13 protein-coding genes are annotated in these 18,127 nt (G+C 67.7%); 4 read left to right on the top strand and 9 right to left on the bottom strand.

Annotated elements, in window-relative coordinates:
• Window positions 1–59 precede the first annotated feature (59 nt).
• The 6 genes from ACRYR7_RS08190 to ACRYR7_RS08165 all read right to left on the bottom strand — a co-directional run bounded on the left by ACRYR7_RS08190 (window position 60) and on the right by ACRYR7_RS08165 (window position 8,046).
• Window positions 60–2,006 (bottom strand): NACHT domain-containing protein, encoded by a 1,947-nt coding sequence (locus ACRYR7_RS08190; RefSeq protein ID WP_432571587.1) that lies wholly within the window; start codon window positions 2,004–2,006, stop codon window positions 60–62.
• Between the two features lie 334 nt (window positions 2,007–2,340).
• Window positions 2,341–2,994 carry a PIN domain-containing protein gene (locus ACRYR7_RS08185; protein ID WP_432571586.1) on the bottom strand — a complete coding sequence of 218 codons (654 nt, stop codon included), beginning with the start codon at window positions 2,992–2,994 and terminating at the stop codon, window positions 2,341–2,343.
• A 625-nt stretch (window positions 2,995–3,619) separates the two neighbouring features.
• Complete coding sequence (gene dbpB / locus ACRYR7_RS08180; RefSeq protein WP_432571585.1) at window positions 3,620–4,738, bottom strand: DGQHR domain-containing protein DpdB; 1,119 nt, start codon at window positions 4,736–4,738, stop codon at window positions 3,620–3,622.
• On the bottom strand, window positions 4,731–6,038 hold the full coding sequence (gene dpdA / locus ACRYR7_RS08175; protein WP_432571584.1) for a tRNA-guanine transglycosylase DpdA: 1,308 nt from the start codon (window positions 6,036–6,038) through the stop codon (window positions 4,731–4,733). Before dpdA ends, dbpB (ACRYR7_RS08180) begins: the two co-directional genes overlap by 8 nt.
• Window positions 6,035–7,168 carry a DGQHR domain-containing protein DpdB gene (gene dbpB / locus ACRYR7_RS08170; protein ID WP_432571583.1) on the bottom strand — a complete coding sequence of 378 codons (1,134 nt, stop codon included), beginning with the start codon at window positions 7,166–7,168 and terminating at the stop codon, window positions 6,035–6,037. The genes dpdA and dbpB (ACRYR7_RS08170) overlap by 4 nt, the downstream gene beginning before the upstream one ends.
• Window positions 7,165–8,046: a hypothetical protein gene (locus ACRYR7_RS08165; protein WP_432571582.1), complete on the bottom strand. Its 882-nt coding sequence runs from the start codon at window positions 8,044–8,046 to the stop codon at window positions 7,165–7,167. Before ACRYR7_RS08165 ends, dbpB (ACRYR7_RS08170) begins: the two co-directional genes overlap by 4 nt.
• A gap of 257 nt (window positions 8,047–8,303) precedes the next feature.
• On the opposite strand from ACRYR7_RS08165, the gene queC reads away from it, so the two are divergent.
• From queC to ACRYR7_RS08145, 4 genes are read left to right on the top strand one after another with little or no spacing between them, the layout of a single operon-like run.
• The gene (gene queC, locus ACRYR7_RS08160; protein ID WP_432571581.1) at window positions 8,304–8,993 is read left to right on the top strand and encodes a 7-cyano-7-deazaguanine synthase QueC; all 690 of its coding nucleotides are present in this window, start codon (window positions 8,304–8,306) and stop codon (window positions 8,991–8,993) included.
• A gap of 2 nt (window positions 8,994–8,995) precedes the next feature.
• Entirely contained in the window at window positions 8,996–9,631 is a 636-nt protein-coding gene (queE, locus tag ACRYR7_RS08155) for a 7-carboxy-7-deazaguanine synthase (RefSeq protein ID WP_432571580.1), read from the top strand.
• On the top strand, window positions 9,631–10,002 hold the full coding sequence (gene queD / locus ACRYR7_RS08150) for a 6-carboxytetrahydropterin synthase QueD (RefSeq protein WP_432571579.1): 372 nt from the start codon (window positions 9,631–9,633) through the stop codon (window positions 10,000–10,002). The genes queE and queD overlap by 1 nt, the downstream gene beginning before the upstream one ends.
• Complete coding sequence (locus ACRYR7_RS08145; protein ID WP_432571578.1) at window positions 9,989–10,555, top strand: VUT family protein; 567 nt, start codon at window positions 9,989–9,991, stop codon at window positions 10,553–10,555. The genes queD and ACRYR7_RS08145 overlap by 14 nt, the downstream gene beginning before the upstream one ends.
• Before the next feature lie 119 nt (window positions 10,556–10,674).
• On the opposite strand, the gene dpdD is transcribed toward ACRYR7_RS08145, so the two are convergent.
• From dpdD to dpdJ, 3 genes are read right to left on the bottom strand one after another with little or no spacing between them, the layout of a single operon-like run.
• Complete coding sequence (gene dpdD, locus ACRYR7_RS08140; protein WP_432571577.1) at window positions 10,675–12,831, bottom strand: protein DpdD; 2,157 nt, start codon at window positions 12,829–12,831, stop codon at window positions 10,675–10,677.
• Window positions 12,828–13,355: a phospholipase D-like domain-containing protein DpdK gene (gene dpdK / locus ACRYR7_RS08135; RefSeq protein ID WP_432571576.1), complete on the bottom strand. Its 528-nt coding sequence runs from the start codon at window positions 13,353–13,355 to the stop codon at window positions 12,828–12,830. The genes dpdD and dpdK overlap by 4 nt, the downstream gene beginning before the upstream one ends.
• A complete protein-coding gene (dpdJ, locus tag ACRYR7_RS08130) occupies window positions 13,352–18,109 on the bottom strand; it encodes a protein DpdJ (RefSeq protein WP_432571599.1) in 4,758 nt (1,585 codons plus the stop codon). The genes dpdK and dpdJ overlap by 4 nt, the downstream gene beginning before the upstream one ends.
• Between the last annotated feature and the right edge of the window lie 18 nt (window positions 18,110–18,127).

Raw genomic sequence — 18,127 nt, 5'->3', positions numbered from 1 at the left:
AGGTCACGTGCGGACAAGCCACGAGCACTGGGCGCAAAAGTATCAGTCGAGTTGACCAATCACACAGGCGCCTTCTCCTCCAAGATTGACCACAGGCGCACAACGGCCTGCGGCAAGTGTTCCGATGCCGCGACATCCAACCCAGCCATAATTTCCTGCGGCTTGATTGTGCGCTCTAAAAACACCTTGTGTCCGCTCGCAGATCGAACCGATGCAACAACCGCCCCCGAGTCGATCAGTGCCTTGCGCAGCATAGCCCAATATGGACTGCCGGTAATAGGGGTTAGGTCATTGTCACCCCCCTCGACGACCACGTTCGTGCGCGAGTAGATGCGGCACAGCCTCTCAAGCAATGAAACAACGTCACTCGCGACGCCGCGAACTTCAAGGGCCGGCGCGGCGGCAGGCAACCCACATGCATGCAGGGCTTCGCGCACCTCCGTTGGCGAGTACAGCCAGCGGACATCCTCCTCACCTCGAACGCCTAGCCCCAAGAAGGACTCGACAGGCAACCCTTGAATCTCGAGCCTAGTACTAGCGAGGTCTACGATAACCCTATCGAATAGGACACTGCCTTCGACTTGACAGTCAAAGAAGCGAGTACCCACGAGGTCTGTGCCCGAGAACTCGAGGTTCATCAAGCGACACGTGCGCAGCTCAGCATCACCGAGCGACATGTTGCCGAGATTCAGACCGCGCAGCGAAACAGAGGCATTGATTTGACCTGCCAAAACCCCCACGCCAAGCAATCCCGCATTTCGGCGAACACGATCGGCATCGATGTTGCTGACTTCAACCGCCTCAGTCAGTAGATTGACGACCTCCTGCACGGGGTGAGCCTGGGCCCTCCGACCCGCTAGCGCAGCCGCATCCTCAGGCAGGCGTCCCCTTCTCAACAGTTGAGCTAGACGGCGAGGTGAATTCGCTGTCATGACATCGAATATTGGAGCCGCCAAGAAGTGCGCGTAGTAGACGTCGTGCTCCCATCCCACGCTCCCCGGCAACGATCCCTCACGGAGCATGGCAAAAGACGGCGCTCGAGCCGATACCTCCCGAGCACCGTCCTCATTCAGCCCCTCTGCGTCGCCCACGAGCATAGCGAGCTCACGAATTGTTGTCCGCGACAGCTCCCGCGACTCCTGGCGCCACATCTCAACAGCAATCTCGTCATAGAGTGAACGAAACCCCTGGGGACTGAGAAGCGGCTCCTTCGCCGGAGAACGCAGCTTGGACACTTCCCGCTCGATGTAAGCGTCGATCAGGCGCTCAAGCAGCGACTCGCTATCACGAGCACCGACCGGGGCACCAGCGAGCACAAGTCGAGTGGCGCGACTGACGAAGAAGGGCTTGCCGGCCACACCAGAAAGTTCCTCGCGCCGGAGAAGTTCCTCAACCTTTTCGGCAATGCCAGCGTCAACTTGGCCATCTACACCGATTCGCTCCACCTCTTTATGGATGAAGTCTCGCCTTTGATCTTCCTGCCATTCCTTGAGTCGCAGCGGCCTAAGAACCCAACTATCGCCCCGACCGCCGCCTGAATTGACGCGGGCAAGAAACTCCTGCTCGTAATATGCGCTTCTTGCCGCCGCAACGAGGGTTCCACCCCCCTCGAGGCCGCCGATGAAATCTGCGAGGCTGCTGAACGCCTCATCGTAGGCACCAACGCTGCCAATTAACTCATCGAACCCATCGATGACGAGCGTTACGGCGCCGGTGCGAACAAGCGGGGATGCAGCGTCGTATGAGAAGCGCGCCCGAATTCGATCCAACTCGATTGACAATGCCTCGTCCAGGGCCGAAAGTCGTCGCGCTTGGGCATCTACATAAAGCCATAGTGACGTCGCAGAGCCCGACAAGTATGCTTCCGCTTGCTCGCGAACGACATGCTTCAAAAGTTCGGTCTTACCGACTCCCGCGTCCGCGGCGACAAAGACAACCGAGGTCTTATCCGGCCCCGGCAAGGCGGCCCTCTTTAGTAGCTCGACCGCCGCGCCCCCGCCGTTCACCTCCCCTTCCAGAACCGCGCGCGGAGGCACAAAGGATGGTTGACCCTCGACTCGGTGCAAGAGATTGCGCGCAAGCGCTCGAAGGTTGGCCATATCCGGCCCAGCCAGAAAGGATGCGTACCCTTGCGAATCGCCACCATCCGCACTTACTGCATGCGTGGGCCCCACCTCGTCCAACAAGAACTTCGCGTCACACTCACGACCATCCTCTTGCCACCTAGCCGAGACAAGGGAGGCACCGACATCGATAGTAACGGGCGTGCCTGGATCACTGAACGCAGCCAAGTCAAGCCGAAGTCGATGTACGGCTGCGCTCTCAGTTGCCGAACCGCTACTAGTCATTAGCCCCGCCCCTCCCCTTGCGCGAATCCAGAACCTCATTCACCCAGGCCGCGTCCTGCAGCATGGCGACATTGGTATTGGCTAAGTATCCATCGTTCCGGCCATCGATTCTCTGCCTTAGCCAGCGAATTGGCATCGAGGTGGCCTGGGATAGTGCCAGCACTACCGGGAAGAAGTCTTCATCGTCCGAAACTAGGCCCAAAAGATCATACTGGTTCGCTAAGAATAGCGCGTCTTGCGCCAACATTTGATCAACCATTCGTTGGCGGCCACCACGATAGGTGCCAATGATGCGCGCGTCTGGTCGACAAGCCAGAGCTACCGCAAGTTCACTTACGACCCGCAGGCCGTTGCTCAGCCCGCCCAACTGCCGCCTATGTTCTCGCGCAAGGAAAGAGTACTGTTGAGTAGCAGTACCCTCTCGTGCGAAAAATCCACCATACAGGCGAATTCGCACATCAATGACATTGCGGCGCAAGGGTGCAGGAATCAGCACTCGCGGCAGCAGTTCAGTCACTAACTCGAGGCCCTCTATGACGTCTGCTTGAGTCTTAGTTGCCGGTACGACCGAGCCGAAGTCAACGAGAACTAGGGCCGACTCAGAGTCGCTCAGTTCGTCCGACCCACCTGCCTCACCCTGGGTCACGGCATCAACCTATGCCATGGAGTCCGCCGCACGCAGAAGGCACACCGGCGGTCCACCGGTCAGCGGACCGGGTTGAGGTCGTGAGACCAGCGTTCGACGAGGCATCCTTGAGGGCGGCCACAAGCATCCGGCCAACGACCTGGCACGACGGACGAGCCCGACTAGAGGGGACAGCCACCCGAAGGCCGCGCCCAAGGGGCAGCTCCGACATGAGCGCGCGGTTCATCTTGCGGTTCGAGGTCGCCGACCGTGGCTTGCTTGGTAAGCCGTCGCTTTCAACAGCGGGACGTTTCCGGCCGATGCCGGCAGATAGGCTTTTCAGCTTGGGCGATCGATGTGCTGTTAACCCTTCTACACCGTGGACAATCTATGAGCGCCGTGCGCTTACATCGTGACGGCAGCCCTGACGGCAACGCGACGACAGCCGCCCCGCTCACCCCGCACGCCGGCGCACCATCACCGCAGGTCAGCCGCCTTCCCCAGACCCTCGCGGACGCCCCTCCCCGCTCTTTTAATCCGCGGGCTCAAAAGCGAGAATTCGCCAATTCGCCCATTTCACAGTCACGCCGTCCATGAATGACTTTTAGCTGCCATAGAGAGAATACGCACTAAAAAAGCTACAGCGCTATGCGCGGATTGTACGCAGCAGGTAGTTGGTCAGCAACTTCACGTCATTAGGAGTGTTTTGCAGGCTGTTCCAAGGGCGCTGCTCAGTGTTGCTAAAAGCCCACCTACCGGTGGTCCAAGCACACACGTCACGCAGGCGCTGCAGGGGCTTGTAGAGGTCAAGGTTAGGGAGTTCGGCCGCGGAGGTGTTCTCGGTCAGGGCGTCCATGACGAAGCCCATGGCTTGGACGCCGACCCCGTGGGTCAGACGCGACTTGCGCGGTGGCAGGTTCCACTCTTCGGGGAAGGTGGCGCGCACCAGGCTCCAGAAGAGCTTCAGGTGCAGCAGCATGCGCTCGACGTCACCGGAGTGATCGTCAGGGTTGCGGTACTGGTAGAGGGCCCCGTCGCTGAGGCTGTTCTCGATCATCTTCAGGACGCTGTTGTCCTTGATGTAGCCCTCAGGTGCCGTCGGGGTGGCGATGCGTCCCTGGAAGGGGCTGTCGTCGTCGTCGAAGCTGAACAGGTCCTCGTTGTTCAAGCGTGACATCAACAGGGCCGGCAGTTGCCGCTTGGCGTACTTAGCCGGCAAGTGCCCCACCGTGTCGGGCAGGAGCTCGTGGATGAGGCCCTTGGGGAGGGGCTTGGCGTTGTTGACGAGGATGAACTGCGAGCGCTGCTCCTCCTCACCCGAAGCGATGAAGCCCACCGCGGCGACGGGGAACTCGTCGACGTCGGCGTCACGGATGGCTGCACTGCGCTGTTGCCCGTCCACCAACCAGGCGGCCTTGTCCTCTTCGCCGAGGGTCTCGTCGATCGGGATGATGAGCTCACCCATCGTCGAGTAGTCGACGATGTTCTTGCTGCGGCCGGCCCTGAAGCGCACCGTGTCGTTGAAGGCGAGGACCAGGGCGTTGGGGAGCATCGCCGCAGGCGACTCGAGGTAGCGGCGGATGGCCTTGATGTGGCTGAGGACCTCAGGACGCTGGTAGCCGCGCAGCGCCGCCTTCTCCCGGTGCACTCGAGAAACCGTGGTGAAGGAGTGCACCACCTTGCCGTCGACGGCGAAGGCGTAGATGAAGCGCTCACCCTGACGGATCTGGAGAGCAGGCAGTCGCAGTTCGTACCGGTCAGCCATCAGTCTTCCTCGTCCGCTTCGTGGTGGGGGCCTTCGTGGTGCGGGGGGCTGTCGAGGGGCGCAGAGCATGCATCTTCTCAGCTAGGACGGCCAGGTTGTGGAACCCGCGCCGCTTGTTGCGTTCGGTGCCCCGGAAGATCAACATCTGAATGCCGTAGCACTCGCACAGCCCGCAACTGCACGTCTTCCACGGCCGGTCCTCCAAGGTCTTGCCGTACAGGTCCCTGTACGGACGCTTGGTGCGTTCCTCCGGTGTTCGCACCAAGGCGTCGTACTGCAGGACGGTGTTCAGCGCCGCCTCAACGGTGGTGGTGCCCTCGTCGTACGCGCGCAAGGCTCGCAGGGACTCCCTCTCCAGGCGCACAGCGGTCGCCTGGGATATCTGACCCGCCAGGATGGCGCGTTTGAGCTTGAGGTTCGCGTCGACCTGGGGAACGCGGATGGCGGCGTAGTTGCCGTTCGCGGTGTGGTAATTATCCTTCTCATCCATGAACGACTGCCGGAAACCGGAGGTGCTGTCGAGGCTGGTGACGCCCAACTCCGCGAACTGCACCATGGCCTCCAGGCGGGTGATGCCCAGCAGGTGCAACTTCGTCTCAGGCTTGCGCACCTCGGCGACGGCGCTCAGACAGGTCAGGATGTCAGGCGTCCTCAGAGGCACCATGCCACCCAGGGCGATGCGCTGGTAACCCATGTCCTGCAGGCGCTGGACGCTGTTGGCGTACGTGCGAGGGCTCCACCCCTGCGCGGCACCCACAGGGGTGAGGGAGGAACCGCGAGCACGCACCGCTTCAAGGAAATCGGCGGCGTACTCCAGGGTCAGCTCACGCCGCCTCTCCCAGGCGTTCTGCTCCGCGGTCATGACACCGCCGTTCGATTCCAGGACCGCATCGCTCTGGTAGCCGAAGACGATGTGGTCCAGGCTGACGCCGGCGTCGAACCCGCACTGCTCGTAGAAGTCGAGGACCTGCTCCACGCTGACGGGGGGCACCTCCTCGGTGACGTAGGCGAAGGCACCGTTGTCCCCCAGCGTCTCCACACCGTCGGGTAGGCGGAAGAACTGACGCACGCCCAGGCGGTAGAGGCGAGCTCGCTGAGAGGCGCTGTACTTGCCGGCGCCGCTGATGGAGCCGTCCACGATGCCCTTGCTGACCAGGATGCCGTCGTAGGGGCGAGCGGTGAGGACTTCGTGGGCGTAGCGGTCGTCACGTTGGCGCACGCGCAGCGGGTGGTACTCGTCGCGCTCGAAGTCGTACGTCGGACTGATGAGGTCTTGGCTGTCAGGGAAGTAGAACTTCATGAGGTGCTCGTCCTCGCTTGCACGTACGCCCGCAGCAGGTAGTTGGACAGGGTGCTGATGTGCCGAGGGGTGTTCTGCAGGACGTTCCAGTCCACCCGCAGGTCTTCCCACGTCCCCTTGGTCCAGTGGCACAGCGGTGCGATGCGCTCCAGTTCGTGGGTGACATCGTCGACGGCGGTGGGCGCAGCCAGGTCGATGCTCACCATGATGCGATCCATCAGGCGCCCCATGGAGCGGATGCCGATGCCGTGCATGAGACGGCTCTGAGTGCTCGGGCGTCCCCACGCCTCGGGGAAGACTCGCTGTACGGCCGTCCAGTAGGTCAGCAAGAGGTGCCGGATGCCGGCGGTGTCGGTGGTCCCGTCCGCGAGGTTCCGGTAGGGGAAGAGCACCCCGGAGGGCGAGTTCAGGGACTCTTCGATCGCGACGACGAGGCTGTTGTCGGTGATGACGGCTCCGGCCTTCTTGTCCACCTCGGTGGACGCGCGCCGGATCAGACCCTGGAAGGGTGAGGCAGCGTCCTGGTTGAGCATGTCGACCAGCGCCGACGGCAGGCGTCGCGCCGACATTCGCGGGGAGATGGGGGTCGGGACCTCTGGCAGGAGCTCGGTCACCAGGTTGGTCGGCAAGGGTTGGACGGTGTTGACCCGCAGGAACTGCTCGCGCTGCATGTTGAGGTCTTCGGTGACGAAGCCGGCTACGGGAACGGGAAAGCGGGTGTTGCGGGTACGGGCCAGCGCCAGGCTGCGCTGCTGACCGTCCACGATCCACGCCGGCCGGGGCTCCTTGTCGCTGGCCGGGCACGGGATCTTCAGCGTGCCGGCGGTGGACAGTCCGTCGCTGGCGCCCGGACCTCGACTGGAGGCGAAGTGGACGCTGGTGGGCAGGGCGAGGATGAGCCCGTTGGGGAAGAGCGCGCCGTCAGTGTCGAGGTAGTCCAGGATCTGGTTGACGTGCTGCTTCTTCTCCGGGCGCTGGTACCCGATGAGCTTGCCGAACTCGTCGCGGGAGATGCGCGCCACGTCGGCGATGCGGTCGATGTCCTCGGCGGCGAGGGCGAACAGGTACAGCGGTACGTCGGCCCGCTGCAGGATGCGCAGGGCGCGCCGCTCGATGACGTCGTCGCTCATGCTGCTCCTCCGTGCTCGGGGTGACGCGCTTCAGGCTGTGGCGCCGCCAGCCTCGCACGGGTCGGCGGTGCCGAGGTGCCCTCCGCTGGAGGGCGCGCTGCCGGGAAGCGACTCCCCTGCGCCTGCGCGACCTCTGCGTACAGCCGTCCGAAGCGGGACTGCTCGCATGCCTGGCCATCGGCGCGCAGGGCCCGCAGCATGGTGGTCTTGGAGGTGTGCCTGCCCAGGGCCCGCTGGGTGGTGATGAAGAGCCTGATTTGATCGTCGCTGAGGGGACGGCGGTCGTAGACCTCCTCGTGCGCGACCTGCGCCGCCCACTCCTGCCACCCCTTCAGCGCTGCTGGCGAGGTCAAGCGGGGCGTCGGCAGCGCTCGCAGCCACGCACCGGCCGTGCGGACGTTCAAGCTGGTCATGGTGCCGCCGAGGTGGCGGCGCAGGCGGCGGTCAGCGGGCAGGCGCTGCACGCCGGGCACCGGCAGCGCCCCACCGATCAACAGCGCATCGCTCGCCACCGCCGCTGCCGCGCTGAGCTCCTCGTGCAGGGCGTGGCCGTAGTCCTCGGAGAGCACCAGGAGCAAGGACCCCCCTCGAGCCAGGTCGGTGAGGGTGGCGGCACCGCGGTGCTCCTGCAGGGCGTGCCACCACTGTCGTCGACCGACCGCATCGGCGGCGACGCGGTCCGCGTGGCGCGCGGCGAAGGTCGCGGCGTAAGCGGGTGCCTGGGTGGTGACCGGTTGCAGGCCCAGCCCGGCGGAGGCGACCCACAGCGTCGCCTCGAAGCCCGCAGCGCGTGCCGAGGCGGGCAGGGAGAGCGCCTGCGCCCAGTGATCGCCCTGGTACAGGGCGGACAAGGGCCGGTGAGCGTCGCTGCTGTTCAAGAGCCGCCCCCACTGTCGGACCCGGCTGGCAGGCTCACCGACGGGTACCGCGCGCAGCCGTAGCCACGGCTCGACGGGCTGCGACTTGCGGTCGCTGCAGGTGACAACGACTGTCAGTTTTCGCACTGCTCGCCTCCCCGGGTCGGTGCGATACTACAGCCAGCGCGTCGGTGGCTCGTCCTGCAGTTACAGCGGTACGGTGGCGATTCACGACGCTGAAGATGACCATCGGTGAAGATCAACTGGGGAGTGCTCACGTGGACCGACCTGCTGTCGTCCTGCTCAGCGGAGGCCTGGACTCGACCACGGTCCTGGCCATCGCCAAGTCACGAGGCTTCACCCCCTACGCCCTCAGCTTCGCCTACGGACAGCGTCACGCGGTGGAGTTGGACGCCGCCCGCCGCGTGGCCAGCACCCTGGGTGCGGCCGGGCACGTGATCGCCACCATCGACTTGACCGTCTTCGGCGGCTCCGCGCTGACCGCGGACATCGCCGTGCCCAAGCACGACTCGGTCGACGACCTCAAGGCGGACATCCCCGTCACCTACGTGCCCGCCCGCAACACGATCTTCCTGTCCTACGCGCTGGCCTACGCTGAGGTCGTCGGCGCCGCTGACATCTTCATCGGCGTCAACGCGCTGGACTACAGCGGCTACCCGGACTGCCGCCCGGAGTACGTCGACGCCTTCCAAGCCATGGGTCGGTTGGCCACCCGCGCCGGGGTGCAGGGCACGGAGTTGACCATCCACGCGCCCCTGATGCAGATGACCAAGGCCGACATCGTCAAGGCCGGTCTGGCACTGGGCGTCGACTACGGCATGACGTCGTCGTGCTACGACCCGGACGCGGCCGGTCGCCCGTGCGGCCACTGCGACTCGTGCCTGCTGCGCCTGAACGGCTTCGCCGAGGCCGACAGCACCGATCCGCTGGCCTACCGCGGAGCGTGACGGTGACCTACCTGGTCAAGGAGATCTTCTACACGCTGCAAGGCGAGGGCACCCACGCCGGACGACCGGCCGTCTTCTGCCGCTTCTCACGCTGCAACCTGTGGACCGGGCGGGAGGAGGACCGCGCCCGCGCGATCTGCACCTTCTGCGACACCGACTTCATCGGTACCGACGGACCCGGCGGGGGCCGCTTCGCCACCGCCGACGAGCTCGCCGCCGCCGTCGCCGCGCAGTGGCCGGCACCCGAGCACGAGCGCAAGTTCGTCGTGTGCACCGGCGGCGAACCGCTGCTGCAGCTCGACGACGCAGCGGTGCAGGCGCTGCACCGCCGGGGATTCGAGGTGGCGGTGGAGACCAACGGCACCCGCACCCCCCCGCCCGGCATCGACTGGCTGTGCGTCAGCCCCAAGATCGGCGCCGACCTGCAGGTCACCAGCGGCGATGAGTTGAAGCTGGTCTACCCGCAGGCCGGTGGCGATCCGGCGCAGTTCGCCGCGTTGGACTTCACCTCCTTCCGACTGCAACCGATGGACGGCCCCGACGTGCAGAGGCACACCCGCGCGGCCATCGAGTACTGCCTGAGTCATCCGCAGTGGAGCTTGTCGATGCAGACCCACAAGTACCTCGGGATCGCGTGATGGAGATCTTCCGCGAGTTCACCTTCGAAGCCGCCCACCGCCTGCCGCACGTGCCCGAGGGCCACAAGTGTGCGCGCCTGCACGGGCACTCCTACCGCGCCACCGTCCACGTGACCGGTCCGGTCGACCCGCACCTGGGCTGGGTGATGGACTTCGGCGACCTGAAGAAGGTCGTTCAACCGGTCATCGAGCGCCTGGACCACCACTACCTCAACGAGATCGAGGGCCTGGCCAACCCCACCAGCGAAGTTCTCGCGCGCTGGGTGTGGCAGCAACTGTCCTCGGCTCTGCCGCGCCTGAGTGCGATCACCATCCGCGAGACCCGCACCTCCGGTGCCACCTACCGAGGAGAAGACGATGAGCACCTCTGACCTGACCGCGCCGCGCACGAGTCGTCGGGTGGGCCTGGTGCTGGCCGGTTGCTACGTGGCGACCGTGCTGCTGGCCAACTACGCCATCACCACCTTCGGTGCCGTGCCCGTCGGCTTCGGCCTGGTGGCCCCGGCCGGGGTCTACTTCGCCGGACTGGCCTTCACGCTGCGTGACCTGACCCAGGACCGCTTGGGCAAGCGCGCGGTGCTGGCCGCCATCGTCGTGGGCACTCTGCTCTCGGCGCTGATCTCCCCGCAGTTCGCCCTGGCCAGCGCCGCCGCCTTCCTGCTCAGCGAATTGGCCGACTTCGCCGTGTACACCCCGCTGCGCAAGCGGCGCTGGCTGACCGCCGTGGTGCTCAGCAACATCGCTGGCTTCCTGGTCGACTCCGTCCTCTTCCTCTGGCTCGCGTTCGGCTCGCTGGCCTTCCTGCCCGGCCAACTGCTGGGCAAGGCGTGGATGACCGCAGCAGCCGTGCTCGTGCTGGCTCTGCTGCGTCGCCGTCACGAGTCCGTGCCGGCATCACCCACGGCCGTGCAGCGCGTGCACTGACCTGCCCACCGCCGTGCAAGGGCTCGCACCTAGCCGGGTGCGGGCCCTTCGCACGTCGGCGGCCGGAGCATCGGCGGTCTCGAGCAGGGCGAGTGGGCGGCCAGCCCACGTCGCACCACTCAGCCGGCCTGCACGTACTCGGCCAAGGCACTGACGGCCGCGTGCAACATGGAACCGGAGCCGGGGCCGCGCGGGAAGACGACGCTGCCGCGGGCGTGCTGCTGAATGAAGGTGGTCGCCGCGTGGCTGGCTCGGTCGGTGGCCACCACCAGCACGTCGGCAGCACCGGCTTGATCGCGCAGACGGTTGTTGCCCGCCACGTCGCCGCTGATGTGCACCGTCAACTGCGGGTGCACCTGCAGCAAGGCCTGTTTCACACGTTGCGGAACGTGCTCCTGCAGCGTGTACAGCAGCACCGTGGCACGCAGCGCGCTCGGCGACGCCTCGTCGACGGGCGACACCGGTGAAGGGGCCGGCCAAGTGATGCCGGTACCCAACTCCTGGGAGAGCGCCGCAGCCAGCGCCTGCTCCACGGGGCTGAGCCTGGCGGCCAGCGAACGCAGCCGGGTCAAGAACCGCTGGCAGGTGGCCAGGCGCACCTGCGGCGCGGGGTCAGGACCGGCAGCGATGGCGTCGATCAGGTCCAGAACGACGTCGGCGGTGCGCACCTGCACCATCCGGTCGTGCACCTCGCCAAGATCGCTGAGCACCGCGCGATACCCGTGCTCGTCGGGAGCGGCGGCGAGGAATAGGTGCAGCGCCTGGGCCAGCGCGGCCAGGGTCGCGGCGGTGTACTCCTCGGACAGCACCAGGAGTTGCACGATCGCGGCGGTGCTGCGCGGAGAGCTGCCGGCTTCGATGCGGCGCAGGAGTACGGGCAGCACGTCCAGGAGTTGCGTTAGCCCCGGCCCCTCCCAGGGGGCGCCAGCAAGGGTCTCGGCCAGGTCTGCATCTGCACGTCCCGGATCGGGCCACGGCTCGGTGATCTCTTCCAAGCGCACCAGCACGTCGGCGTCCAAGTGCGCCTGGCCTGCCTGGTGCAGGAGTTGCGGCCAGTCGCGCGGGTCCGCGTGGCGCGGAGCGGTGTACTGCAGGTGCCGCTGCCAGGTCTCGCGGAGCCAGGCGTGCACGAAGACCCGGTCCAGGTGCTCCGCGCTGCGTGCATCCAGGTGCTGCGCCAAGGCGTGGCTGCGCTCGGCGTCGTTGAGGTCCAGCGCGCAACGCACCGCGTAGCGGTCGTGGACGACCGGGTCGTCGATGGCCTCGATCAGCGCCCAGGCCTGCTCGTAGCGGCCCTGATCGAGCAAGGCAGGTATGTCGACGGTCGTGACCAGCGCAGGTGCGGACTGGAGGAGCCGCTGGGCGAGGAGGTGAACCCATGCGCCCGCGTCAGTGGGCACGTCCACGGGTGTCGCCTGCGCCGGATACAGGTGATCGAGCACGAGAAGGCCGGAGAGCGCCTGGGACGACAACCCCTCGCGGGCCCCGGCCTGCAAGGTGGCGTACTGCGGGTAGAGGCGTAGCACTTCGACGGCCGCATCGACGTCACCGCGTTCAGCAGGTCTACTCAGGTAGCGCTCGTGCACAGCGGCGAGCAGCACCTGGCGCACGTGGCGCGGCATGCGCAGGCGCAGCACGTCGTGGATGTCGGGCAGGTCCAGCACCTTCTCGCCCCGACCCAGCGCGTCCAAGCTGTGGATCTTCAGGTAGGCGATGTTGGCGGCATCCAAGCCGCCGGAGGCGCTGAGGCGTGCCAACCCCTGCGCGACCAGGTCCTCATCCCTGCCCGCCAGGGCCAGGCGCAGATCACGCAACAGGCGACCGACGGGCACCGCCTCGTCGACCGCGCGTGCCGGGCGCGCCAGCCAGGTGGTGCGCAGCAGGGTCAGGGCCTGCCAGGCCGCGGTCCACTTCTGGGCCGGCACGTTCAACACCCAGGTGCTGTGGGCGCCGGTGGCCAGTAAGGCGCTCTCCAAGGCGTCGGTGCGGTCAAGACGAGCGGGCAAGGGGGTGAAGTCGCTATAACTAGGGCCGACGAAGGCGGTGATCGCTTCTTGCAGGCGACGGCCCTGCGCGGCGTTGAAGGCGACGGCGTAGACAGCGGAGCGCGCTCCGCCGCGCCGGGGCAGGAACAGTGGACGCTCGGGAACGGCTTCACAGTCGTTCAGGAACGGCATCATCCGCGCCCACCGCGGATCGCTGCGCCACTCCGCGGGCAGGGAGAAGTCGTTGCCAGGCCCGAACCACGTGCTGAGCAGGGCGGCGCCGGTACTCACGAGGTGCTCCAGCGAGCGCGGAAGGACAGGTGTGCGGCGGCGATGGCTTCAGCCTGGGTATCGAACTGCACCAACTCGTCGAGCAACTGGACACCGTTGTACGTCAGGTTCATCGAGCCGCTGAGTAGGCACTGATCGGTCAGCAGGCCCTTCTCGTGCAAAACTGGAGAGGTACGCAGGTGCAACCGCTCCTCGCCCCCGGTGCCTGCGGCGCCGGCGCGCAACCGCTGTACGAAGGCGTCGTTGTGCGCGTCGGGACGCACCTCGATGAACACAGCGCTGCCACCGTGCAGCAGTGCGAGCAGCACTTCGCTCAACCGCACCGGCCGCGCCGTCCAGTCCGGCTGCAGGGCGCTGAAGCCGCCGTCCGTGTTGTCGATGACGGCGATATCACTGATCCAGGGGCTGATCAGCCACACCTCCCGGCTCGGCTGGAGCACCTCGGCCACGAACAGGGCCTGCAGCAGGGCCCGCAAGTCGTCAGTGGTGCGCGCCCGACCGCGGCGCAAGGTACGGGTGCTCACTGCTCGCTCTCCTTCAACTCCACGCGAAGCCGCAAGCCGTCGGCGTCGCGGCGGATGCGGCGCAGCACCGGGTGCAGCAACAAGTAGCCGGCATCGAGGGGGGTGGCGCTGATGTCCAGCAGAGCGCTCTTCAGCGTGGAGGCGGCGTCCGGGCGGGCGGTGATGTCGACGACACCGTGTTGCAGCAGCAGTTCGTCGACCGCGGCGCGCCAGTTCGACTCGTGGACGCTGACCTGTTGGACCACGTCGCCGAGGAAGGCGGCGCTCAGGTGCCGGTGCAGGGGTAGGACCGCGTCGCTGTAGGGCGCGTAGCTGTGCAAGTCGCGGTGGAAGACGTCGCTGCCGCGCGGCCACAGGGTGGAGTAGAGCTGATCGGGGCTGGCGAAGACGTCGCGCACCTCTGGCAGCACCTGCAGCGCCAACGCGGCCCAGGTGCGCGCGTCGACCTCGATGCCGAGACGTTCGGTGCAGGTGCGCCAGTACTGCAGCACCTGCAGCAGCGCGGCGTCGAAGCGGGCCGTGGTACCCGGGCGCAGCAACCGGATGGAGATCGCCGCCAGCACCGGGTGGGTGGTGGCGTAGCCGTCGGCGCGCAGGTGCCGGTGCAGTTGCGCCAGCGCCTGACGGGTGTGCGCGGCGCTGCGCGCGCCGCGCACGGCGTGCAGGTCGCGGGCCAGGTCCCCTTGCGGGTGCTCGTTGACCTGCTGCAGCAGGCGGGTCAACTCCTGATCGACGGTCTCGTACTCTCCCATTTCCAGCGCGCTGGCGCTCAGGCGCCAGAAGCGGCGCGGATCGCGCGCGTACTCGCGCGCCAGGGCCTCGATGATGCCGGCTCCCCCGACAGTGGACTCGGTCAGCCAGATGGTGGCCACCGCCTCGCCGTCGGGTCCCGGCGGCCGGGAGCCACCGCGCTCTGCGCGCTGGCCCTGGTGCTGGTCTGGGCGGTCCCCGCTGCCAGCGGCGCGGGCGGCGCCACCGCCGGAGCCGGGCACCTGCTCGGCAGTGCAGGTGATGACGTCCAGGAGCAGGTCGTTGTCGGCGGCATTGCCGGCCAGGGTCAGGCAGGTGCGCTTGACGGCGGCGCCGACGGTGTGGGCGAAGACGTGCTGGGCGAAGCGGGCGTCGTCGGTGTCAGGAGTCGCGTGCAGGACGCGGGCATGGCGCAGCAGCGTCTGGCGCACCTCGGCGACCGCCAGTGCGCCCTCCAGTCGCGCGCGCAGTTGGCGCGGGTCGGCCGGCGCGCCGTCAGCATTGGTGGCCTCCGCCTCCTCCCCCGCCTCGCTCGCCGCGCCGCCTGCGGTGCCGCCGGGGTGCTCGCCGGTGCTCAGGCGGGCGCTGGCCGCGCGTAGCGCCTGCTCGTCCAAGCTGACTAGCACACCGGCCACGTCGACGACCTCGTCACCGCTTCCGCCGGCGCCGGTGGCGGAAGCGAGCACGGCGTACTCCACCGCCAGCGCCAGCCAGGGACGGGTGAAGTCGTCGGCCCACGGACGCAGGGTCTCGTCGCTGGCGACGAGGTGGCGAAAGCGCGTCGAGCGCCACCCGGGGGTGCGCAGCCATGGCGAGGTGAGCAACTCGTGCACCGCCGGCAGCGCCACCTGCACCCGGATGCCGTCGACGTCGAGGGCGAAGCCGAGGGCGGCCGACTCACCGCTGCGGGCGCGGTAGGAGACGGCCGTGCTGGTGCTCGCGCCCGCACGGGTCGAGCGCAGGCGAGCGGTGGAGCCGGGGCTGAAGCGACGCACCTCCAGCGGCCGGCGCGCGGCGTGGGTGTGGAAGGTGATCGAGCGCACGTGCCGCGACCACGGTGACGGCACGGGCGCGGCGGCGCTGGTGCTGCCTGCCTCGGGCCTCGCGCCGGTGTGGGATTCCGTGCCGATCTCCGTGCCGAGGCCGATCCGGCCGTCGTCGTGGCCATCGTCGGTGGTGAGGATCTGAGTGAACCAGCGCGGGCGAGCGTTGGAGGACTCGGCCACCTCGCGCGGCGGTCGAGCCAACCGGATGGTATGGGGCCGCACCACCAGGCGGGACTGCCCGGAGGCGTCATCGGTCCAGGTGCCCAGCACGCTGCCGTCGGTGACGAAGTCCGACAGCGCCAAGTCCACCTGCTCCTGTCCGAGCGGGATGGGCACCCAGGTGGTGTGCGCACCCGAGCGCACCGCGAACCGCTTGCTGACGCGTCCTGGTGCGCTCTCGGTGAGCGCCTGCAGGATCGGCAGCGCCGGCTCGACGTTCTCGCCGTGTCCGGGCGGCAACTCCAGGCGCACGTCGGGCAGGTTCAGTTCCGCGAAGAGCGCGGCGGGCACGAACTCGACCGCGAACGCGCGCGCGGCGCCGACCGGGTCGGTACCCACCGGCTGCCAGCGGGTGCGCACCCGGCGCAGCAAGGTGGGCACCACCGCGGTCAGCAGCGCGCGCGGGGGGTCCCACAGCAACGCCTGCGCGTCCTCGGCGTCCACGCGCAGCGCCCAGCGCAGGAACTGCGCCAAGTCCTCTTGGGTGGCGGCATCCTCCAGCAAGGCCTGCAGCAGGTCGCCGACCCGCTGGTACGTGCTGGCGTCCTCCGTGGACGCGGCGGTCAGCAACCGTCCGGCGTCGGTGCGCAACTGCAGGCGGCGAGCGAGCCAGTCCTTGAGCACCCACGTGGCCTGCATGCGTTGGATGTAGCGGTTGGCTACCGGCAGGGTGCGCGGGGACAGTTCCGGCTCGAACAGGCGGTCGTAGGCCTGGTAGGTCAGCCGGTCGCGGCCGAAGTCGCTGAGCACGACGGCGGTCAGCGGGCGCACCTCGCGGGTGCGCCCGGCGCGTCCGCGCCGCTGCAGGAACTGCGCCGCCTCGCGCGGGGACTTGTGCTGCAGGACCAAGCCCACTCGCGGGTCGTTGAACCCAACATCCAGCGAGGCGGTGGCCACCACCAGGTCCGCGGCAGCGGCGACTCCCGGGTCCTGCGAGGACGTTTTGCTGATCTTCAACGCGCGCGCTGGGCTGGTGCCGGGCAACGGGTGCCCGATGCGCTCGGGCAGCGCCCACACCTGCCCGTCGGCGTCGCGGCGCGTCGCCGCCAGCAGGCGCGTCGAGCGCAGGTTGGCCAACACCTTGAACGCGCCGCTGCGCCGGCGGGCCATCCACCCCTCGCCCTCGGCGTCGCGCAGGTCGTGGAAGAGGCGGTTGGTCACGTCGAGGTCGTCGGTGAACAAGAAGCCCTTGCTGCCGTACAGCGACGGCGCGTGCGGTCCTGGCCCGCGGCGTTCGGACGGGTCCAGCAGGCGCCCGAAGAGCATGGCCGTCTGGATGGTGGTCGAAAGCAGGCTGACGCCGGAGGTGGGGTCCCCGCGCAGCGCGACCTGGTACTGCCGGCCCTCTTCGACCATGTCCTCCTCGGCCGGCTCGATCAAGGTGACGTCGGCCTCGGGCACGCCGACCAGTTGCGCCATGAACGCCTCGGCCTGGCGCAAGGTGGCGCTGAGGCCGACGACGGTGACCGCCGACCCCACAGCGTGGCGCCAGCGCCGTAGCAGCAACGCGACGTGGGCGCCGTGCACACCCTCATAGGTGTGCACCTCATCGAGCAGCAGCAGTCGCGGGCGACTCCCGCGCGGCGCGAAACCGAACAGCTTGCCCAACCACGGGTCGGCTGAGGATCGGTTGAGCATCTCGGTGGTGGTGAACAGTAGGTCCGGCGCTGCCGCGCTCAGCGCGGCGCGGGTCAGAGGCAGCACGTCGCCGTCGATGCTGCGGTTGCACCCGGCGCACGTGAGCACCTCGCGCGCCGGGGTGGCAGTGCGGTCGGCATCGCGCCAGATCAGGTCGCCGCTGCAGTGCGGGCAGGCCGCGTACGGACAGCGCCGGCCCTGCCCCACCGGGCGCCAGGACTCCTGCAGCCAGGCCGCGGTGCCTACCTGCGCGGCGTTGCCGGGGGTGTCGCCGTACAGGGCGCCGACGCGCAGTGGGCGCATTCCGCGCTGACGCAGTTGCGCGTTGATGGCCAGCACGCTGTCCAGGGCTTCGCTGACCTGGTCCTTGAGCAGTTCGGTGCGCGGGTAGATCGCCAGTGCCTGCACCGTGCTGGCTGATACCTTGCTGCTTCGCCCCGAGCGGTGCGGTGACGTGCTGGTCGGCGACGTTCTGGCTTGCAGTCGCTCGGCCATCCACGTGAACGCCGGCAGGTAGAAGGCGCGAGTCTTGCCGCTGCCGGTGCCGGCGGCGACGATAACCGCCTTGGTCGTCTCGGCCGCCAAGGCGGCATGGATGGCGCTGGTCGCTTGCACCTGGAAACGGGCCAGGAACTGATCGGCGGGCAGGTAGGCGGCCAGGACCGCCCGCGCACCCTGCCCGAGCGCCCCCAAGTCGCTCAGACTCTGCTCCACGTCACTGCGCGGACAGTCGCGCCTCGGGTAGCGCCGTGTGGCGGCGTGCACCCGGAAATCGGCGACCAGGCGTCGCCCCGCCAGCCACCACTGGCCTTCGCCGGCGCCGAGCAACTGGCGCAGGTTCACCGCTAGGCGCAGGCCCTCGGCCAACCGCGAGCGCCAGCGCCCCGGGGCGACTTGCAGCACCAGCGCCTGCTCGGCCAGCTCATGCAGCAGGTTCTCAGCATCTAGTTCCTCGGCATCGACGTCGGCGTGCCGGTCCTGCTGGGCGACGGCCTGCAGGGCCTGCAGCACCTCCTGCTCGCTGAGGGCTGCGTCGACGTAGCCCCAGCTCAGGAGTGGTAGTTCGAGATCCTCCAGGGCGCTCAGCGCCGCGCCCAGCACGGCCGGGCTGATCGGTGA

Source organism: Kineococcus gurbantunggutensis, assembly GCF_050871925.1.
In the GTDB taxonomy this organism is placed as follows: Bacteria; Actinomycetota; Actinomycetes; order Actinomycetales; family Kineococcaceae; genus Kineococcus.
This window is presented reverse-complemented; position numbering and strand designations above follow the sequence as displayed.

Coding starts and splice junctions, on each gene's coding strand:
- dbpB (WP_432571583.1), bottom strand. CDS start 7,168: ATGAGCGACGACGTCATCGAGCGGCGCGCCCTGCGCATCCTGCAGCGG.
- ACRYR7_RS08145 (WP_432571578.1), top strand. CDS start 9,989: ATGAGCACCTCTGACCTGACCGCGCCGCGCACGAGTCGTCGGGTGGGC.
- dpdA (WP_432571584.1), bottom strand. CDS start 6,038: ATGAAGTTCTACTTCCCTGACAGCCAAGACCTCATCAGTCCGACGTAC.
- dbpB (WP_432571585.1), bottom strand. CDS start 4,738: ATGGCTGACCGGTACGAACTGCGACTGCCTGCTCTCCAGATCCGTCAG.
- queD (WP_432571579.1), top strand. CDS start 9,631: ATGGAGATCTTCCGCGAGTTCACCTTCGAAGCCGCCCACCGCCTGCCG.